Source organism: Alteromonas sp. G4i13, assembly GCF_054960505.1.
In genome coordinates, this window is record NZ_JBHNYX010000012.1 from 36,376 (window position 1) to 55,270 (window position 18,895).

The window sequence follows — 18,895 nt, forward strand, 5'->3', positions numbered from 1 at the left end:
GTGCGCTGAAGGATGTTGATAGAGAGCCCTGTGTGTGAATTGAGTGTACGCTTATGTGGAAGGCGAAGAATAAAAATTCACTGTGGTGGCGTGCTGTTAAGACAATAAGGATTATTGTATGAATACACTACATGCTTCACCACTGCCTTTATTTAGTATAGATGATCATATTCTAACTGGCGACAATATCACCTTCAGGCTTTCTCCTAACACATCTGGGCGTTTTCAATCTGGATCTCCCGATACTATTGTTATTCATTTTACCGCCGGTAGTAGCCTTTCATCTTCGGTGAATGTCTTGACCAATGCCGATAGCGGTGTGTCAGCTCACTTTGCCGTTGGACGCAATGGTGACATTGTCCAAATGCTTCCGACTAATAAAATAGCGTGGCACGCAGGAGAAAGTTATTACGAGGGGCGTAGTGGCTTGAATCAGTACTCTATCGGCATTGAATTAGACAATGCCGGCCAGCTTAAGGCAAGAGGAGATGGCACCTTTGAAAGTTGGTTTGGCGAAATTTTTGGCGAGAATGAAGTATTAGCTGCCCAGCATATTAACCAACAGTCTATGGGCTATTGGCACAAGTACACCGACGTACAAATTGTTAGGACGCTATCGCTGTGTAAAGCGTTGTGTAGCCACTACAACATCTCTACTATCGTCGGGCATGAAGAAATAGCGCCGTCACGAAAGGTCGATCCTGGCCCCGCTTTTCCCCTTCAAAGACTCAAAGCCGCTGTTTTGCAAAGTGATAGTGAAAGGTGGGCAACTGAGTCAAGTGATTCGAATTCACAGCGAGAGGCGCATGATCAAATTCAGCGGGATCTCGCTAGCCCTGTAAAGCGGGTGGCCAATGTAAGTGCCAATTCGCTGAATGTGAGAAAAGGGCCAGATGTTTCGTACCCAACTGTCGAGAACGGTTTGAATAAGGGCGAAGTGCTAAAAATACTGGAAAAGCGAGGGGAGTGGGCGAAAGTGTCTTACACGAAGGTGGGATGGGTGAATACCAAATACATTAATGAAATTACTGAAAAGTCGCCTTTCAAATCCTAATTCTGAGCAGGGCCACAGAGTTATGCTTTGACAAACCGCATTCCCGAAAAGAGGAAAGCCTGATAGGATAACCGCAAAATAAGCTTAAATTAGACGTACATGCATTCAGATTCACCAAACGATTCTTGGGCAATTCGCTTTGCCCAATTTGTTCAGCGTTTTGGCACTCTAAAGCTCAGCATATTGTTTGTTGTTCTTTCGCTTGTGTTTACGCTAGGGGGCTCATACGTAATTCGCGTGAGCATGGGAAGCCAGGTTCAGCCCGATGACTTCATCAGTGCTGTAGTACTGACCATGTTATCTGCGCCTTGGGTACTTTATTTCTTTAGTGAGTTAATCAAGCAATTAGAAAACTCACGTACCAACTTAAAGGAAGTGGTAAGCCAGTTGGAAAGTTTGCGTGAAGAAGATGTCTTTCTTAACCGCGAACTTCAAAGCAACATCAGACAGCTTAATCACGAGATAGAGCAGCGCAAGCAAGCACAAGAAGAGCGTGAGGCGCTGTTTAAAGACTTAGAAAAAGAAATTCAGGATAAATCAGAACAAGAAGCACAAGCACGCCGCTTATCAACCTTGTTACGTTCAATCATCGATGCCTCACCAGACTTAATATATTACCGAAATGAAGAAGGCAGGTTTGCTGGTTGTAACCGTATAGCGGAGCTTATGACGGGCAAAACCGAGCAAGAGCTGCTTGGCTTAACGCCAAAAGACGTATATGAGGAAGAGCTTGCCCGCCAAATTGTAGCGAGTGATCACGAAGTTCTAGAAACCAACGCCAGTATCACAGAAGAGCTGTGGCTTCGCTTTGCTGATGGACGTCGTCGTTACTTCGAAATGAAGCGTGTACCTTTCTTCGATAAAGACGGTAATCGCCTTGGCTTGTTGTCGTTCGGTCGAGACATGACTGAGCGTAAGCAGGCTGAAAATGCTGCTGCAAAAGCAAGTACCGACAAAACTCGCTTTATCGCAACCATAAGTCATGAGCTACGCACACCGCTAAACGGTATTGTGGGCTTAAGCCGTATGCTGCGTGATACCGAGTTGAGTGAAGAACAATTTAACTGGGTAAGTACGATATACGCCAGCGCTATAACATTAGGTAATATTTTTAACGATATTATCGACCTTGATAAGTTAGACAGAGATAAGCTTGAGCTGAGTCTAAAAACCATATCGTTGAAAGACTTTACCGAAGAACTTAGCAGCATTATTCGTCTACTTGCAGCCGACAAACAGCTAGAGCTTAAAACGACAATTAACGAGCCGCTTCCCCGTCTTGTTGAAATAGATGGTACGCGCCTTCGTCAGATATTATGGAACATCCTGTTTAACGCAGTGAAGTTCACACAAAAAGGTCACGTAAGTTTAACGGTTTCATCGACGAAACCTGATGGTGATAAGGCGTATGTGACATTTGTGATTGAAGACACGGGCGTAGGTATTCCTGAAAGCGAAATTGATAAGATTTTTGCCATGTACTATCAGGTTGATCACCCTGACCACCAATCGGCCACAGGTACCGGTATTGGATTGGCAATTTGTAAGCAAATGGTCGACTTGATGAAAGGTGAAATTCACGTTTCAAGTAAAGTGGGTAAAGGCACCCGTTTTGAAATTGTGTTGCCTGTTCAAATTTCTAATAGCCCGATGAAAGTCGCGCAGCTTCAAGTGACAGGGCTCAATATCTTGTTAGTAGAAGATATTGAATTGAACGTAATGGTCGCTAAAGCCTTGCTCGAGAAGCTTGGCCAGAAAGTCGATGTAGCAATGACCGGTCAAGAAGCCATAGACAAAGTCAGGGAAAACCAATACGACCTTATCTTGCTTGATATTCAATTGCCTGACATGACAGGATTCGATGTGGCAAGTACGATTATTGAAGAAGATCTGGTTATGCAAACGCCTATCGTGGCGCTAACGGCAAACGTCATTAAAAAGCGTGATGAATACTTAGAAAACGGTATGGATGACGTTATTGCGAAGCCGATTAAAAAATCTCGCGTTATCGAGGTGTTTAACGAGCTGTTCCATGCACCACCTGCACCGCTTGAAATTGATGGCGAAGTAGAGCGCCCCGAACCTAACAAAACATTAAGTAACATTTTAGATATGGACTTGTTACAGATGTTAGTTGATACCATAGGGGATGAAATGGTGCGCGCTAGCGTTAAAGTATTCCAAGAAAAAATGCCTGAATACATGGAAATACTGCAGCTAAGCTTAAGTGCGGACGAAAAGTCAGAAGTGTGCTCACAGGCTCACAAAATTAAAGGCGCCGCTGGCTCTGTTGGTTTGGCTCGTGTACAGCGTATTGCTAATCAAATTCAACAGGGCGACCACCCTACATGGTGGGAGAACGTGCATGATTGGGTGGAAGAGCTACAAATGGCGGTTCAGCACGACATGAAGGCACTACACGATTGGCTGAATGAACAGCAGGTTGATGACTAGTTAGCATAACGCGCTCTTTAATAGGAAACGTAAAAAAGAGGGCTTGCCCTCTTTTTTGTTATAAAAACTGCGCTTGAGAAAGCGGTCAGAGCAGCGTTGCTAAGTAGCTAAGCCTCTCCTTAAAAAAAGCGGCAGGCTGATCTTATTTATACAGTGGTAAAAGGAATTAATGCGATGACAATTAGCGCACAACAAGAAACCGTGTTTTCAAATAATCAGCTCAGTGTTGAGGAAATTCCCTCACTTCAAACGCTCGCATTACTTCCTATATCCAAAAAGTACCGGACACTAAATATCCTCTCCATTGGATTGATAGCCTTAGTGCTAATCGGTATTGCTTCTGCGTTACGATTCCAAAGCTTTTGGTCATTGCCAGAAGGACTGCTGCAAGCCTACCCGTATGTTGTTGCTGGTATCGTCGCTGTAGGCTCTCTATGGGCGCTGTACCACTTTTTTGCTGATGTACGCATATTTTATGCGATTCGAGAGCAAGACATCAGTAAGCAGTCAGGGCTAATTTTTAGAAAACTTTCGTGCCAACCTATTTTGCGTGTTCAGCATGTAGAGGTTAATCGCGGTCCATTGGACAGGTGGGCGGGTCTTGCCTCACTTCAGGTGTTTTCGGCTGGTGGTGAAATGCACACGTTTGAGATACCTGGGTTAAGCATTGAAAGGGCAGAGCAGTTGCGTGAGTTCATTCTTGCTCATAAAGATATAGGTGCACGCTAATGACGGCATCAGAAACGCCCTCACACCAAGCGCCTACACTTAATCAGTCAAAAGAGCTGAAAGAAGATACTGCGCTCAAGTCCCATGGGCAAGATGCTAATATGGAAGAACCGAAACTTAAAGTAGAAACGGGTGATGAGTGGCAGCGCCTCTCTCTAATTTCTATTTTGTACTTTACTATTCGCAATTTTACCAACTCGGCTCAAGTGCTTATTTATACCATTCCCGCCTTAGCCATATCGTTCAATATTTGGGATAACCTGCTGTCGCCTGAAGTACTAATCGGTGCTGGAATCCTTTTTCTATCTACCAGTGTTAGCGGCGTAATAAGCTTTTTAATGTACAAGTTTCGCGTGCACAACCAGCACGTTGAGATTCATCATGGCGTGTTCCAACGCCGCTATACCAACTTGCCTTTGTGGCGTATTCAAAACGTTAAGATAGAACGCCCTTTTTATTACCGACCTTTTGGGTACGCGTTAGTGGTGCTTGATACCGCAGGAAGTGGGAAAGAAGAAGCTAAAATTGTAGCGGTTCCTGAAGATTATGCTGAAGCGCTCAAAAAGCAGGTGTTGTATGAAAAAGCGCTGCACGATGAGGGTGACCTGGATTGTTTGCCAAATGAAGATATATCCGACGAGCAGAGTTCGTCTTTTCCCACGCCACGAACGCGCACTAAAGCGATAGATTCTTCCCATTCAAATGAAGAAGTATTAAATCGACGGTCCGTGAAAGACATCATTATTCACGGTATCACCAACAATCGCGTGTGGATCATACTGGGTGCTGCGGCACCTTTCTATGACGATGTGTTCGGTCTGGTTTCAGAGTGGTTAGCCGATAAAGGCTTGCAGCTTAATCAGCTGGTTGGTGAACAAACGGTTGCGTGGTGGCAATTTGGATTGTATGCCTTTGTCATTCTCATGATGCTTATGGCGTTAGTGGCACTGCTGAGTGTTGGTGGCGCGCTTTTCACTTTTTACGGCTACACACTTTCACGAACAGGTGATCGCTATATCCGTCGCAGCGGCTTGCTTAATAAACTGGAAGTCAGCATGCGAGCTTCACGCATCCAAATGATTACGGCGAAGCAAGACTGGCTGGATAAAATACTAAAGCGGGTGAATTTGTATTTTGAGCAGAACTCAACGGCTGGGCAGCAAATGCAAGAACTGATGTCGCCAAATAAGCTTATTGTGCCATCGGTAACCGAAGATGAAGCCTTCGCGCTTAGTCAAGAAGTGATGCCAGGATGTGACCTGCGAGGTCAAGATTATCAAACCATTAGTAAGCGATTTATTACTTTTTGGTTGCTTGCGGGCTGGACGTTGCCTTTTATTACCTTTTTCACTATTGGCGCTGTGTCATCCCATCTAGATATTATGATAGGTTCACTCGTTGTCTTTAGTGCGGTATCGCTGTTACTCACGCTTAGGTGGTGGCGATGGGGTATAGCCTACGACAGTAAGTACGTTTATGTAAGGCGAGGTAGAATAGGCATCGACTATCAATGCTTTGAGCCCTATAAAGCGCAGCAAGTTATCGTTAAGCAAAGCGTGTTTATGAAGCGAAGAAAACAGGCCACCGTTAAGTTTGTACTGGCTTCGGGGGCGGTGACTGTGCCGTTTCTACCAGAAGACTACGTTAATAAACTAGCTGATAGTGTGCTATTCGAGGTGGAGTCAACCAGAAGGTCTTGGATGTAACGTACACTATTTCTTTGAACGCTGCTTTTTTATACGTTTTTTATGCAAATAGACCGAGTTTATGTAATGGTAGGTATTTAGTTGCTTAACCTTGCGTCTATATGGATATTCTTGATTACAGTGTCATCGCGATTTACCTCATCACTTTACTCGTCATCGGCTTTAGCTTGCGTGGACAGCAGTCAAAGAAAGATTATTTTCTCGCTGGAAGAAGCTTAAGTTGGAAACCGCTGTTACTTTCAGTGATGGCAACGCAACTCTCGGCGGTCAGTTTCATTTCCGCTCCTGCATTTGTCGGCTTCCGTGAGGGTGGAGGGCTGATTTGGCTCTCTTATGAACTAGCAGTTCCGTTAGCCATGCTTTTACTCATTAGCACCGTGTTTCCTACATTATACCGAAGCGGTGTGGTGAGTATTTATGACTATCTTGAGCGACGTTTCTCTACCTCTACCCGTATTTGTATCAGTGTTGTATTTCAATTTAGCAGGGCCTTCGCTACCGGCATAATGGTTTACGCGCTATCCATTATATTGCAAGGAACCATGCAAGTTTCATCCACGCAGGCAATATTACTCATTGGTGTGATTACCGTTTTGTACTCCTTACAAGGAGGCATGAAAGCAGTTGTATATGGTGACGCGGTACAAATGGTTGTCATCGTTTTGGGCACAGCTATCTGCATTGCTTTTGGTCTTAACGCATTAGGCGGTTGGGAGCACTTTTTACAGTTACTTCCAAGCGAGCGGGTCTCTACCCTTAATTTTTCATCTCTGGGTTTTGATGGTGACGGCTTCGGCTTTTTTCCTATGGTGCTTGGTGGCGTGATCCTCTACGCCTCATACTACGGTTGTGATCAATCAGAAGCACAGAGGGCATTGTCAGCGAAATCGGAAAGCGATCTTAAAAAGATGATGTTAGCCAATGGCATTTTCAGGTTCCCTATAACACTTCTATATTGTTTAGCAGGCTTGGTGGTCGGCACACTAGCGTTTAACGACGCCAACTTGCTATCGCAAATTCCTAAAGATAATCCGGATTGGCTTATGCCGGTCTTTATTCTTAATTATTTACCTCATGGGCTTATCGGCTTGCTTGTGGTCGCTATTCTTGCTGCAGCCATGTCATCACTGAGCTCAGCAATAAACTCTCTTGCCGCTGTTTCGCTTGAAGATTATTTCAAACTCACTCGGAAACGCGCAAAACCTGAAGGCTACCTGAGTCATGCTAAGTTTGCGGGCTTGCTTTGGGGAGGGATTATTTTGCTGCTTTCGCTCAATGCTGGCGATATAGCGCCTACCGTAATAGAAGCGGTGAACAAAGTGGGCTCTGTTTTTTTTGGTCCTGTCTTGGCTGTGTTTCTACTTGGCATGCTAACGAAGAAGATAAATGCCACACAGGTCAATACCGGCCTGATGTGTGGCGTGCTGACTAATTTGTCGTTCGCATTTTTTGTCGAGGACGTGTTTTGGTTTTGGTGGAATGTAACGGGGTTCGCGAGCACAGTGATACCCGCTATTATCTTGTCTGTTTTGTCAGCTAATGATGAAAACGATACAGCGACGATCACCACCTCTGTTCAACGACGCTTACTGATTGATAAGCCGATTGCCACCCTATTGCTTGGCTATTTTTGCTTATTGGTCGTTGTTTGCTACTTAATGCCGCGTTGGCTGCAGTAGACTCAGTGATTTACGCCTCTACTGTTTTGGCGACTGAGTCTCTCAGAATGATCTGATCTTTGCCTGCGTGCTTAGCTTCGTATAAGCGCGCATCAGCCACTTCTAACTGCGACTCCAAGCACTTGTGTTCCTCGGTACATACGCCGATACTGCACGTGATATTGAACTTGTGATTGGTAAAAATAGTAGAGCGCACTGCATCCATAAACGCTGAAAGCGCAGATAGATACACTTTAGGTGGCCTTACCGATACCACTGTAAATTCTTCACCCCCATAGCGCACAATAAGATCGTCGGGGAAGTAATCTTTTAACAATGCTGCAAATTCCTGCAATAACATGTCACCCGTTTTATGGCCGTAGGTATCGTTTACACTTTTGAAGTTGTCAGCATCGATCATAGACACAATGACATCCTTTCTCGACGCTTTATTGGCAAACAACTCTTCTGCTTTTTCGTAGAGAAAACGGCGATTGTATACCTTGGTTAGCGGGTCTAAGTTTGCTGAATTTCTAATGGTTTGAATCATTTCTTGTGATTCAAGGTTTTGCATAATTCTGCAGTAGAATTCTTCGTGATAAAACGGTTTGGACAGGAAGTCATTGGCGCCGCTTTTAATGAATTTCGAGGTCAACACGCTGTCGCCGTTTGCCGATAAACCGATAAATACCAAGTCTTGCATGCGTTTTTCGTGGCGTATTGCTTTAACCAGTTCATAGCCGTCCATATTGGGCATACGGTGATCGGCAATAACCATCTTAATATCGCGGTGATTATCAAGCTCTTCCAACGCTTCTAAGCCATCGTTCGCTTCATGCACCTGAAATTGGAATTTGCGAAGTAATGAGCAAATGTGATTTCGGCTCGTTCTAGAATCTTCCACTACCAACACTTTGGTAGTGAGGTTCTTTCTTAAGCGGTCTACAAGTTTAGACACTTGAAGGTATGAATAGCGAGACTCTTTTGTAATGTAATCCAGTACGCCCTGATCAAGTAACTGAGCACGGGTAAATTCGTCGAAATTCCCAGTAAGTACGATGGTTGGAACGTTGTAAGAGAGTGCAAGCTCAACGCTCTCGCCGTTGGGAGCGTCGGGAAGGTTTAAGTCGACTATGGCTGCCAAGTATTCGGTGTCACTCTCGAGAGCACTTTTCGCTTCCGCAAGATCTTCGCACAGATCACACGTAAAGTGAGGATTATCCTCAATAAGTTTGTTTACAATCTTTCGGACAGTGAGACTGTCTTCTACTACAAGAACTTTATACATGTGATCTACTCTCGGCACTTAGGCTTCGATAATAACCAATTATAGACAAAAAAGCCCTCAAAGAGAGGGCGTTTTATACTTATGTCTAAATAATTTTATTCTTATATAACATTGCGTTGTACTAACTTTGTTCAGCGGGAACACGCACGGAGCCTTCCATCAAAATACGTGCGCTTCTGCTCATTACAGCTTGCTTAATTTGCCATTTGTTATCTTCAAACGTCGCTTTAGCACCTACTCTTAGCGTTCCTGATGGATGCCCAAAAGTAACTGAGTCTCTTTCGTCGCCGCCAGCTGCGATATTTACAAGAGTGCCGGGTATCGCCGCAGCCGCTGCGATCGCGACTGCTGCCGTGCCCATCATAGCATGATGAAGTTTCCCCATAGACAGTGCGCGAACCAATACATCAATGTCTGAACCCAAAATATCTTTGCCACTGGAAGCTTGGTAACCTCTTGGAGGTGCAACGAACGCGACTTTTGGTGTGTGCTGCCTGTTTGCAGCTTCACCCACATCATTGATGAGCCCCATCTGAACCGCGCCGTGTGCACGAATTGCTTCGAACTTGGACAGCGCCTCGGAGTCGCTGTTTATATCATCCTGCAGTTCAGTGCCTGTGTAGCCAATATCTTCTGCGTTGATGAAAATAGTCGGAATACCCGCGTTTATCATGGTCGCCTGAAGTGAGCCTACGCCTGGGACTTCAAGTATGTCGACTAATCGTCCTGTCGGGAAGATTGCCCCTTCACCGTCAGCTGGGTCAACAAAGGCTACTTCTACTTCTGCGGCAGGGAAGGTGACACCGTCTAGTTCAAAATCGCCAGTTTCCTGTACTTCCCCGTTAGTCATTGGCACCTTAGCGATAATGGCTTTGTTGATATTGGCTTGCCAAATGTTGACGGTGGCAATGCCGTTTTCTGGTAATTTACTTCTATCCACTAGCCCATTGGTTATCGCAAATGCGCCTACGGCTGCCGTTAGGTTTCCGCAGTTTCCACTCCAGTCTACGAATGGCTTGTCTATGGCTACTTGACCAAATAGATAGTCGACATCGTAACCTTCACGTTCACTTTTGCTTAAGATAACGGTTTTGCTGGTACTTGATGTAGCACCGCCCATACCGTCGGTTTGTTTACCGTACGGATCGGGGCTGCCAATTACGCGCAGAAGCAGGGCATCGCGCGCCGGACCTGGCTTTTGCGCGGCTTCTGGCAAATCGGTTAAATTGAAAAACACACCCTTACTGGTACCGCCACGCATGTAGGTAGCCGGTACTCGAAGTTGTGGCGCATACTTTGTCATGTTTTTTCCCCTCAGCTAGCTTCAGCTTCTAAGAAGTCCTTGGCGAAGCGCTGTAATACACCGCCTGCGCTGTAAATAGAGACTTCTTCTGCGGTATCTAGGCGACAGGTTACTGGTACTTCTAGCTGCTCACCGTTTTGGCGGTTTACTACTAGCGTAAGCGTTGCACCTGGTGACGGTTCGCCGCTTACGTCGTACGTTTCTGTGCCATCTAGCTCAAGGGTTTTACGTGTAGTGCCTGGTTTAAACTCAAGCGGTAATACGCCCATACCAATTAGATTAGTGCGGTGAATACGTTCGAAACCTTCAGCTACAATCACTTCAACACCCGCAAGACGTACGCCTTTAGCTGCCCAGTCTCGTGACGAGCCCTGACCGTAGTCAGCGCCAGCTACAATAATCAGCGGCTGTCTGCGGTTCATGTAGGTTTCGATAGCTTCCCACATGCGCATAACTTGTCCTTCTGGCTCAACGCGCGCCAGTGAACCTTGCTTCACTTCACCGTTTTCCAGCACCATCTCGTTGAACACTTTCGGGTTCGCAAGGGTAGCGCGCTGTGCGGTTAAGTGGTCACCACGGTGTGTGGCATACGAGTTAAAGTCTTCTTCCGGTAAGCCCATTTTGTGGAGGTATTCACCTGCCGCGCTGCTGGCTAAAATTGCGTTTGAAGGCGACAAGTGATCGGTGGTGATGTTATCTCCCAAAATAGCCAGTGGACGCATACCTTTCATGGTGCGCTCAGCATCCATTGCGCCTTCCCAATAGGGCGGGCGACGAATGTAGGTGCTCATTTCACGCCAGTCATAAAGCGGGTTAATGTCTTTTCCGTAGTCAACGCTAAGGTCGAACATTGGCTCGTACACTTTTCTGAAGTGCTCTGGCTTCACCGATTTCGCTACAATAGCGTCAATTTCTTCGTCGCTTGGCCAAATGTCTTTAAGCGTTACTGGGTTGCCTTCTTTGTCGGTGCCCAATACGTCCTTTTCAATATCAAAGCGCACGGTACCGGCGATGGCGTAAGCTACAACCAGTGGTGGCGATGCTAAGAATGCTTGCTTTGCGTAAGGGTGAATACGGCCGTCGAAGTTACGGTTACCCGACAATACTGCTGTTGAGTAAAGATCGCGGTCGATGATCTCTTGCTGAATTTTGGGGTCTAGCGCGCCGCTCATACCGTTACAGGTAGTACACGCAAAGGCAACCACGCCAAAGCCTAAATCTTCCAGCTCGCTCATCAGGTTAGCTTCTTCAAGATACAGCTTAACGGCCTTAGAGCCTGGTGCTAGTGAGCTCTTAACCCACGGCTTACGGGTTAAACCGCGCGCGTTGGCATTTCGAGCAAGTAAACCAGCAGCAATTACATTGCGTGGGTTAGATGTATTAGTACAGCTTGTGATTGCCGCGATAATAACCGCGCCATCAGGCATTTTGCCTTCCTCTTCGATCCACTTCGCTGCTATACCGCGACTTTCTAAATCGCTGGTAGGTAAACGTGCGTGTGGGTTAGAAGGGCCAGCCATGTTACGGCCAACAGCAGAAAGGTCGAACGTAAGCACCCGCTCATACTCGGCAGTTTCTAAATCATCAGCCCATAAACCTGTGTGCTTAGCATATTGCTCAACTAGTGCAATTTGCTTTTCCTCACGTCCTGTTAGGCGCAAGTAATCAATAGTTTGCTGGTCAATGTAGAACATGGCTGCAGTGGCACCGTATTCCGGTGTCATGTTCGAAATGGTAGCGCGGTCGCCAAGCGTTAGATGCGATGCACCTTCGCCATAAAATTCCAAATACGCAGAGACTACACGCTCTTTACGCAAGAATTCAGTTAATGCTAGTACGATGTCGGTTGCGGTAATGCCAGGCTGTGGTTTACCCGTTAGCTCAACACCTACAATGTCAGGCAAACGCATGTAAGACGCCCGGCCTAGCATAACGCTTTCCGCTTCAAGGCCGCCAACGCCTACGGCAATTACACCAAGTGCATCAACATGCGGCGTATGGCTGTCTGTACCCACTAGCGTATCAGGGAAGGCAACGCCGTCGCGAGCTTGAATAACCGGCGACATACGCTCCAAGTTGATTTGGTGCATAATGCCGTTACCCGGGGGGATAACATCCACGTTCTTAAATGCCGTTTTTGTCCAGTTGATAAAGTGGAAACGGTCGTCGTTACGTCTGTCTTCAATTGCACGGTTTTTTTCAAACGCGTCTTTCTCAAAACCAGCATGCTCTACAGCTAATGAGTGATCCACAATCAACTGTGTTGGAACTACGGGGTTAACCTTCGCCGGATCGCCGCCCTTTGCGGCAATAGCATCGCGAAGCCCCGCTAAGTCTACCAGTGCCGTTTGACCTAAAATGTCATGACACACTACGCGAGCAGGAAACCACGGAAAGTCCAAGTCGCGCTTGCGATAAATCAGCTGTTTAAGTGAGTCGGTAAGCATTTCAGGGGCGCATTTACGCACCAAGTTCTCAGCCAGTACACGTGAGGTGTAAGGCAGCTTGGCGTAGGCGCCAGGCTCAATAGCATCTACCGCTTCACGGGTATCGAAAAAATCGATACCCGCGTTAGGAAGCGGTTTACGGTAATCAATATTCATAAAACCCCAACCTTAATCTTAAGCGCGTTCGCTAATAGCTGGCACTGGGCGTAGTTCTTCGCCGGTATATTCTGCTGACGGACGAATAATACGGTTGTCAGCGCGCTGTTCCATAACGTGTGCCGCCCAACCAGTTAGACGAGACATTACGAAGATTGGCGTAAATAGCGGTGTAGGAATACCCATGAAGTTATACGCAGAGGCGTGAAAGAAATCGGCGTTACAGAAAAGCTTCTTCTCGCGCCACATCACTTCTTCACAGCGAACAGACACAGGGTAAAGTACGTCGTCGCCCACATCGGCAGCGAGTTTTTCAGACCATTGCTTAATGATCTCATTACGCGGGTCTGACTCAGAGTAAATCGCGTGACCAAAGCCCATGATCTTCTCTTTACGCTCAAGCATGCCCATCATTTTTTCTTCTGCGTCATCAGCAGAGGTAAAGCCCTCGATCATTTCCATGGCGGCTTCGTTAGCACCACCGTGAAGTGGACCACGCAGTGAGCCGATAGCACCCGTTACACAAGAATGCATATCAGATAAGGTTGAAGCGCAAACACGTGCAGTGAAGGTAGACGCGTTAAATTCATGCTCTGCATAAAGAATTAACGATACATGCATAACTTGCTCGTGAAGTTCACGTGGCTTTTCGCCGTGAAGCATGTGAAGGAAGTGACCTCCAATTGAGTCGTCATCGGTTTCAACGTCTACGCGCACGCCGTCGTGCGAGAAGCGGTACCAGTAACAAATGATACTTGGGAAGCATGCTAACATACGATCCGTAACATCTTGTTGCTGGTCGAAGCTGGTTTCCATTTCAAGGTTACCTAGCATTGAACAGCCCGTGCGAAGTACGTCCATTGGGTGGGCATTTTTCGGGATGCGCTCTAGCACTTCTTTAAGTGCTGTTGGAAGGCCGCGCATGCCGCGAAGTTTTGTTTTATATGCGTCAAGTTCAGACTGATTAGGTAGCTTGCCCTTAAGAATAAGGTACGCCACTTCTTCAAATTGACAGTTTTGCGCTAAGTCTTTTACGTCGTAGCCACGATACGTTAAACCAGAACCTGATTTACCTACGGTTGATAATGCTGTTTTGCCTGCAACTTGGCCGCGTAAACCCGCGCCACTTAACTGTTTAGCCATCTTGTTGTCTCCGGTCTTGTATAATTTGTAAGGTACTTTTTTAAAAATTTAGAAATAAAAACTATATTTGAACTCATCAGGCGAGTGGGGTGCGAGGCACCGAGAGAGTGGGGGCGGTGCACGGGGCGTTACCCCTTTGAGGCATGGATGCCGAAACGGAGCCCCCATGGATGGGTTCACGGCGTGGTAACGCCCTGTGTACCGTTTCAGCTTCAATGGTGCCTCGCACCTCACTCGCTTCCTGCTATTTCGTATTCGTGTTAGTTCTTACCTTCTGCGAATAGAGCATCTAGTTTTTGCTCGTACTCGTGGTAGCCAAGATAATCGTACAGTTCCATGCGTGTCTGCATGCTGTCGACAACGGCTTTTTGATCGCCGTTTTCAAGTATAGATTTGTAAACCATTTCTGCTGCTTTATTCATCGCACGGAATGCACTTAGTGGGTAAAGCACCATGTCGGCACCCCATTCACCAAGCTCTTCTTTATTCCATAGTTCGGTTTTGCCGAACTCAGTGATATTGGCAAGGATCGGAACGTCTAGCGCTTCAGCAAATGCACGGTAATGTTCTTCGGTTTGCACTGCTTCGGCAAAAATACCGTCAGCACCTGCTGCAACATAGGCTTTTGCACGTTCAATGGCTTTGTCTAAACCTTCTTGTGCGAATGCGTCGGTGCGCGCCATAATGAAAAAGTCTGGGTCAGTTCTGGCGTCAACTGCAGCTTTTATACGGTCTACCATTTCTTCTGTGCTAACAATTTCTTTGTTAGGACGGTGACCACAGCGCTTTTGCGCAACCTGGTCTTCCATATGAACTGCCGCCGCGCCTGCTTTTTCCATGTCGCGAATAGTTTTGGCAATGTTAAATGCTCCGCCCCAACCGGTGTCGATGTCTACCATTAGCGGAAGATCGCACGCGCTGGTAATGCGCTGAACGTCTGCAATCACATCATTAAGTGACGTCATGCCTAAGTCCGGTAGGCCGTAAGACGCATTCGCTACGCCTCCACCTGAAAGATAAATCGCTTGGTGCCCAATAGCCTTTGCCATCATGGCAGTATAGGCGTTAATGGTGCCGACAATTTGTAGCGGTTTGTTGTTCTCTAATGCGGTTCTGAATTTCTTTCCTGCACTCATGATAATCACTCGCTTATTTGAAAGTAGGGTAGAGGTGAATTAGGTATGAAGAAGACTGAGTGGTGTTAACCATGATTAAGCTTCTTCTCAATATTATTTTTTGAATAAAGAATATGGCGACGCATTAGCATTTCAGCCAGTTCCTCGTCGCGATTGGCAATAGCGTTAACGATGTGTCTGTGTTCATCAAAGGCGGTACTTACGCGAGGGCCAGCCATACCGAGCTGTACGCGATACATACGAACAAGATGGTAAAGCCCGTCTACAAGTACGCTGATGAGATGATCGTTTTTACTGCCGGTTACAATTCTGTAGTGAAAGTCTACATCGCCGGCTTCTTGATAATAGCTTTGACCGTCTTTTACTTTATCGAAGTGGCTATCAAGCAACGCCTGCATGTCGGCAATTTCTTCATCGCTCATGTAGCGTGCAGCCAAGCGGGCGGCCATACCCTCTAATGCTTCGCGCACTTGGTATAGCTGAATAAGGCCTTCGGGGGACAGTGCAACCACACGGGCACCCACGTTAGCTTTACGTTCCACCAAGTGACAGGTAGCGAGACGATTGATGGCTTCACGAATAACGGCGCGACTGACTTCATACTTTGTCGACAATTCCATTTCACTCAGCTTACTGCCTGCTGGAATGATACCCTCAACAATATCCTTTCTTAATTGAAAGAAAGTGCGGTCGGCATTGGTGATGGCTTGTTCGCTTTTTACTAACACTGTATAGAATCTTAAAATGGCTAATGTCGACAATATATGCCCATTTTGGCGTTTTTTCAACCTTAAAAGGTTTGGATTGTCGACAACGAGAGTAAGATATTAGTCTGATAGTCTTGTTTAGAGGCCTGTGTTGACAGTTGTGCAATGGTTTAATGCGATACGCAAACAGAGCCATGTGTCAGCTTACGTCTATTAGGCGAACCTTGCGCAACCATATTGATAGCTACTGCCCGGACGGAGGAGGGAAATTGGTAACGAAAGTTACATACAGAGGTTCTGAGCTAAAGAATGATTCAAGCCAATGGTGATTTGTTTAAAGTTTGTCCATTTGGTCTAGGTCTTCTTTACTTTATTCGCTTAGGTGTTGTGAAGAGATAGAGTAAATTATCTTTATGATATCTAATTGTTTTTATGGAATTTATATATACTTTTTGTTTGATGCTTAACCTAACCAATTAGTCTAATTTTGAAGTCTTATTTTAGTAAAAGTGTAATATTTTACTTTGCAAGATCGTAATCTAACGGTAACATATCGTTCCAGTCTTCAAGCCTAAATTCTTCGTACTGAATTTTAGAGGGCTGGAAAAGTAAGTTCTACTTTTAAAGCAGAGTTTCATTGAAAGTAAGTTTGTAATGTTTTATTGCGACTTACTTTTTTATTGCCTGTAATCCAGTATAAGCACAAGGTTATGTGCGCCTCTTAAATTAGTGAGTTTAGTCTTTCAAAGTTCCAAAGAAGAACTTGAAGCGGCCTAAAAATATTATTACACCTAACACTCACGCAAAGGGGTTATACCATGAAAACCAATACTGACGTGTCTAAGGCACTCGCCAGTAAGCTTTCACCTGTCGCACTAGCAGTAGCGATGACCGTTCCAGCAATTTCAAATATTGCCGTTGCCCAAGAAGCAGAAGCAACTGAAGAGCAACAATTTGAAGCCATTACCGTTACCGCAACAAAACGCCCTCAAGTTATCTATGAAGTTCCAATTGCTATTAGCGCCTTCGATGGCGACAAGTTAGCTGACCAAGGTATTACTGACCTGACTGACGTTGGTAAATTCGTTCCAAACCTAAATGTTACTGGTTTCTCTGCCGGCCACACATCGTCTGTAAACCCATTTATTCGTGGTATTGGTCTTCAAGATCACCTAATCACAACCGATCCGGGTGTGAGTGTTTATGTAGACGGTGTTTATCTGGGCCGTCAGGTTGGTCAAAACTGGAGCCTAAATAATATTGAGCGTATTGAGGTACTTCGTGGCCCTCAAGGTACGCTATATGGTCGTAACTCGATTGGTGGTGCAATTAACATCATCACAAAAGAGCCAGACCAAGGTGATGCAACCAAAATCAACACTGAATTTGGTACACGTGGTCGCGTTAAAGCTGATCTTTTTGTTAACCACGGTCTTTCAGAAACCGTAGCGTTTAACATGAACCTGTCATTTAACAAGCGCGATGGTCTTGGTGAGTTCATCAACGTACCTAACGCCGAGTACGATGTTGGTGAGACTGAAGATGTTTCTGGCCGCGTTTCTCTTAAGTGGGAGCCATCAAATGACTTCCGCATGGTATTAACTGCAGATGCTAACAATGGCGACGGCGGTCTGCGTCCTTACACTGTGCTAATTGATGAAGTGGGTTCAGATCGCTATTTCGGTGGTCAGAATGGTGTTGGTGTACCGTTACGTAACACAGATGTGACACCTGAAGGCGCTGATATCTACGACAATGCAACAGGTACTGAAGCAGTAACTGGCGTGTCGAACGAAGCGCGTGGTCTTTCACTCACTACTGAGTGGGACATTAACGAAGACTACACTGCAAAGGTTGTTGCAAGCCAGCGTACATCTAAGTACAAAGCAGGTCTTGATGATGACGGTACAATTTACTCGTTAGATCAGTTCCCTGAGCGTGGCGAAGCCGATCAAACATCAATCGAACTTCAGCTTAACGGCTATATCAACGAATACACTGACTTTGTTGCTGGTGTTTACTACTTCAACGAAGAAGGTAGCAACCGTCAAGGTGACGACTCTAGTTTTGACGGTGGGGCTAACCTGCTAGAACTCGATCAAGAAACCACTTCAAAAGCGGTTTACGTTAACGTTCGCCGTGACTTAACTGATGAGCTTAGCCTTTCTGGTGGCCTTCGTTACACGAAAGATGAAAAAGAAGCATCAGCGAACGTATTTTCAGCACTTGGTACTATCTATGATTCAAATGATTGGGACGAAGTGACGTGGGAACTCGCCACTAACTACACATTTGAAAATGGCATGACAGGCTATGCGACAATTCAGTCTGGCTACCAGTCGGGTCAATTCCCAGCACGTCCTTACTGCCTAATTGGTGAGTTCTTCGGTGCAGGTGGCTTTGATGATATCGAAGGCGCTCAAGCGGCGGTTCGCGCAAATAACTGTTTTACGGCGTCTGACAATATTACTGCTACTAACTATGAAGTAGGTATTAAAGGTCGTGTGAATGATTACTTCGACATTAGCGTTGCAGTATTTAACACTGAGTTTGAAGATCTTCCTTACCAAGTAAGTCGCGTGAGCGAAGGTGGTTTCGACACCGCAAACCTTGTGGTAGAGCAAACATCTCGTGGTGTTGAAGCTGATGCTACGTTTACCTATGGCAACTTCAGCATGATGACCAGCGTTGGTTATATGGATGTTGATGTTGAAGAGCAAGATGGATTCAATCCTGTAGCGCCACTTACTCCAGACCTAACCCTTGCAATTGGTCCGCAGTATACCTTTGAGCTTGATGGTGGTGATTCAATTCGCGTACGTGCAGATTACTCATATCGTGCAGAAATGTATGGTGAGCCTACTTCAGCACCTGAGCGTATGACTAAACTTGATAGCCGTGAGCTTGTTAACTTCGACATCGCTTATACGCCAGCGAATGATGCGTATACTGTTGCACTTTACGGTCGCAATATTTTTGATGAGCGTTACGACAATGCACGCTTGAATACAGGTGACTACATCCTGCAAATTCTAAGCAACGACGCAAGCGAGTTTGGTGTTAGGTTCTCAACTGAATTCTAATAGCTACAACGAGTTACAATTATAAAGCCAG

General features: G+C 45.9%; 12 protein-coding genes. 6 read left to right on the top strand and 6 right to left on the bottom strand.

Translation table 11 applies throughout. From position 1 onward, the window contains the following. Window positions 1-118 precede the first annotated feature (118 nt). The 5 genes from ACFI6J_RS07850 to ACFI6J_RS07870 all read left to right on the top strand — a co-directional run bounded on the left by ACFI6J_RS07850 (window position 119) and on the right by ACFI6J_RS07870 (window position 7,622). Window positions 119-1,054, top strand: a complete 936-nt coding sequence (locus tag ACFI6J_RS07850; RefSeq protein ID WP_156086855.1) for an N-acetylmuramoyl-L-alanine amidase — start codon at window positions 119-121, stop codon at window positions 1,052-1,054. Between the two features lie 99 nt (window positions 1,055-1,153). Continuing rightward, the gene (arcB, locus tag ACFI6J_RS07855; protein ID WP_014950541.1) at window positions 1,154-3,508 is read left to right on the top strand and encodes an aerobic respiration two-component sensor histidine kinase ArcB; all 2,355 of its coding nucleotides are present in this window, start codon (window positions 1,154-1,156) and stop codon (window positions 3,506-3,508) included. A 174-nt stretch (window positions 3,509-3,682) separates the two neighbouring features. Next, on the top strand, window positions 3,683-4,237 hold the full coding sequence (locus tag ACFI6J_RS07860) for a PH domain-containing protein (protein ID WP_061486464.1): 555 nt from the start codon (window positions 3,683-3,685) through the stop codon (window positions 4,235-4,237). Continuing rightward, window positions 4,237-5,943, top strand: a complete 1,707-nt coding sequence (locus ACFI6J_RS07865; RefSeq protein ID WP_462585990.1) for a PH domain-containing protein — start codon at window positions 4,237-4,239, stop codon at window positions 5,941-5,943. Before ACFI6J_RS07860 ends, ACFI6J_RS07865 begins: the two co-directional genes overlap by 1 nt. Before the next feature lie 101 nt (window positions 5,944-6,044). After that, complete coding sequence (locus ACFI6J_RS07870; RefSeq protein ID WP_462585991.1) at window positions 6,045-7,622, top strand: sodium:solute symporter family transporter; 1,578 nt, start codon at window positions 6,045-6,047, stop codon at window positions 7,620-7,622. Window positions 7,623-7,632: 10 nt separating this feature from the next. Here ACFI6J_RS07870 and ACFI6J_RS07875 read toward each other — a convergent pair whose 3' ends face one another. From ACFI6J_RS07875 to ACFI6J_RS07900, 6 genes are all read right to left on the bottom strand, one after another. After that, the gene (locus tag ACFI6J_RS07875; protein ID WP_014950537.1) at window positions 7,633-8,889 is read right to left on the bottom strand and encodes a response regulator; all 1,257 of its coding nucleotides are present in this window, start codon (window positions 8,887-8,889) and stop codon (window positions 7,633-7,635) included. 121 nt (window positions 8,890-9,010) lie between these two features. Then, window positions 9,011-10,192 carry a 2-methylaconitate cis-trans isomerase PrpF gene (gene prpF / locus ACFI6J_RS07880; RefSeq protein WP_462585993.1) on the bottom strand — a complete coding sequence of 394 codons (1,182 nt, stop codon included), beginning with the start codon at window positions 10,190-10,192 and terminating at the stop codon, window positions 9,011-9,013. Between the two features lie 11 nt (window positions 10,193-10,203). After that, the gene (acnD, locus tag ACFI6J_RS07885; RefSeq protein ID WP_252118983.1) at window positions 10,204-12,795 is read right to left on the bottom strand and encodes a Fe/S-dependent 2-methylisocitrate dehydratase AcnD; all 2,592 of its coding nucleotides are present in this window, start codon (window positions 12,793-12,795) and stop codon (window positions 10,204-10,206) included. A gap of 18 nt (window positions 12,796-12,813) precedes the next feature. Then, entirely contained in the window at window positions 12,814-13,938 is a 1,125-nt protein-coding gene (gene prpC / locus ACFI6J_RS07890; protein ID WP_462557336.1) for a bifunctional 2-methylcitrate synthase/citrate synthase, read from the bottom strand. A 260-nt stretch (window positions 13,939-14,198) separates the two neighbouring features. Beyond that, window positions 14,199-15,074 (bottom strand): methylisocitrate lyase, encoded by an 876-nt coding sequence (prpB, locus tag ACFI6J_RS07895; protein WP_014950533.1) that lies wholly within the window; start codon window positions 15,072-15,074, stop codon window positions 14,199-14,201. A 65-nt stretch (window positions 15,075-15,139) separates the two neighbouring features. Next, window positions 15,140-15,802 (bottom strand): GntR family transcriptional regulator, encoded by a 663-nt coding sequence (locus ACFI6J_RS07900; protein WP_014977261.1) that lies wholly within the window; start codon window positions 15,800-15,802, stop codon window positions 15,140-15,142. 797 nt (window positions 15,803-16,599) lie between these two features. On the opposite strand from ACFI6J_RS07900, the gene ACFI6J_RS07905 reads away from it, so the two are divergent. Further along, entirely contained in the window at window positions 16,600-18,864 is a 2,265-nt protein-coding gene (locus tag ACFI6J_RS07905) for a TonB-dependent receptor (protein ID WP_156086848.1), read from the top strand. Window positions 18,865-18,895 lie beyond the last annotated feature (31 nt).

Coding starts and splice junctions, on each gene's coding strand:
- ACFI6J_RS07850 (WP_156086855.1), top strand. CDS start 119: ATGAATACACTACATGCTTCACCACTGCCTTTATTTAGTATAGATGAT.
- arcB (WP_014950541.1), top strand. CDS start 1,154: ATGCATTCAGATTCACCAAACGATTCTTGGGCAATTCGCTTTGCCCAA.
- ACFI6J_RS07860 (WP_061486464.1), top strand. CDS start 3,683: ATGACAATTAGCGCACAACAAGAAACCGTGTTTTCAAATAATCAGCTC.
- ACFI6J_RS07865 (WP_462585990.1), top strand. CDS start 4,237: ATGACGGCATCAGAAACGCCCTCACACCAAGCGCCTACACTTAATCAG.
- ACFI6J_RS07870 (WP_462585991.1), top strand. CDS start 6,045: ATGGATATTCTTGATTACAGTGTCATCGCGATTTACCTCATCACTTTA.
- ACFI6J_RS07875 (WP_014950537.1), bottom strand. CDS start 8,889: ATGTATAAAGTTCTTGTAGTAGAAGACAGTCTCACTGTCCGAAAGATT.
- prpF (WP_462585993.1), bottom strand. CDS start 10,192: ATGACAAAGTATGCGCCACAACTTCGAGTACCGGCTACCTACATGCGT.
- acnD (WP_252118983.1), bottom strand. CDS start 12,795: ATGAATATTGATTACCGTAAACCGCTTCCTAACGCGGGTATCGATTTT.
- prpC (WP_462557336.1), bottom strand. CDS start 13,938: ATGGCTAAACAGTTAAGTGGCGCGGGTTTACGCGGCCAAGTTGCAGGC.
- prpB (WP_014950533.1), bottom strand. CDS start 15,074: ATGAGTGCAGGAAAGAAATTCAGAACCGCATTAGAGAACAACAAACCG.
- ACFI6J_RS07905 (WP_156086848.1), top strand. CDS start 16,600: ATGAAAACCAATACTGACGTGTCTAAGGCACTCGCCAGTAAGCTTTCA.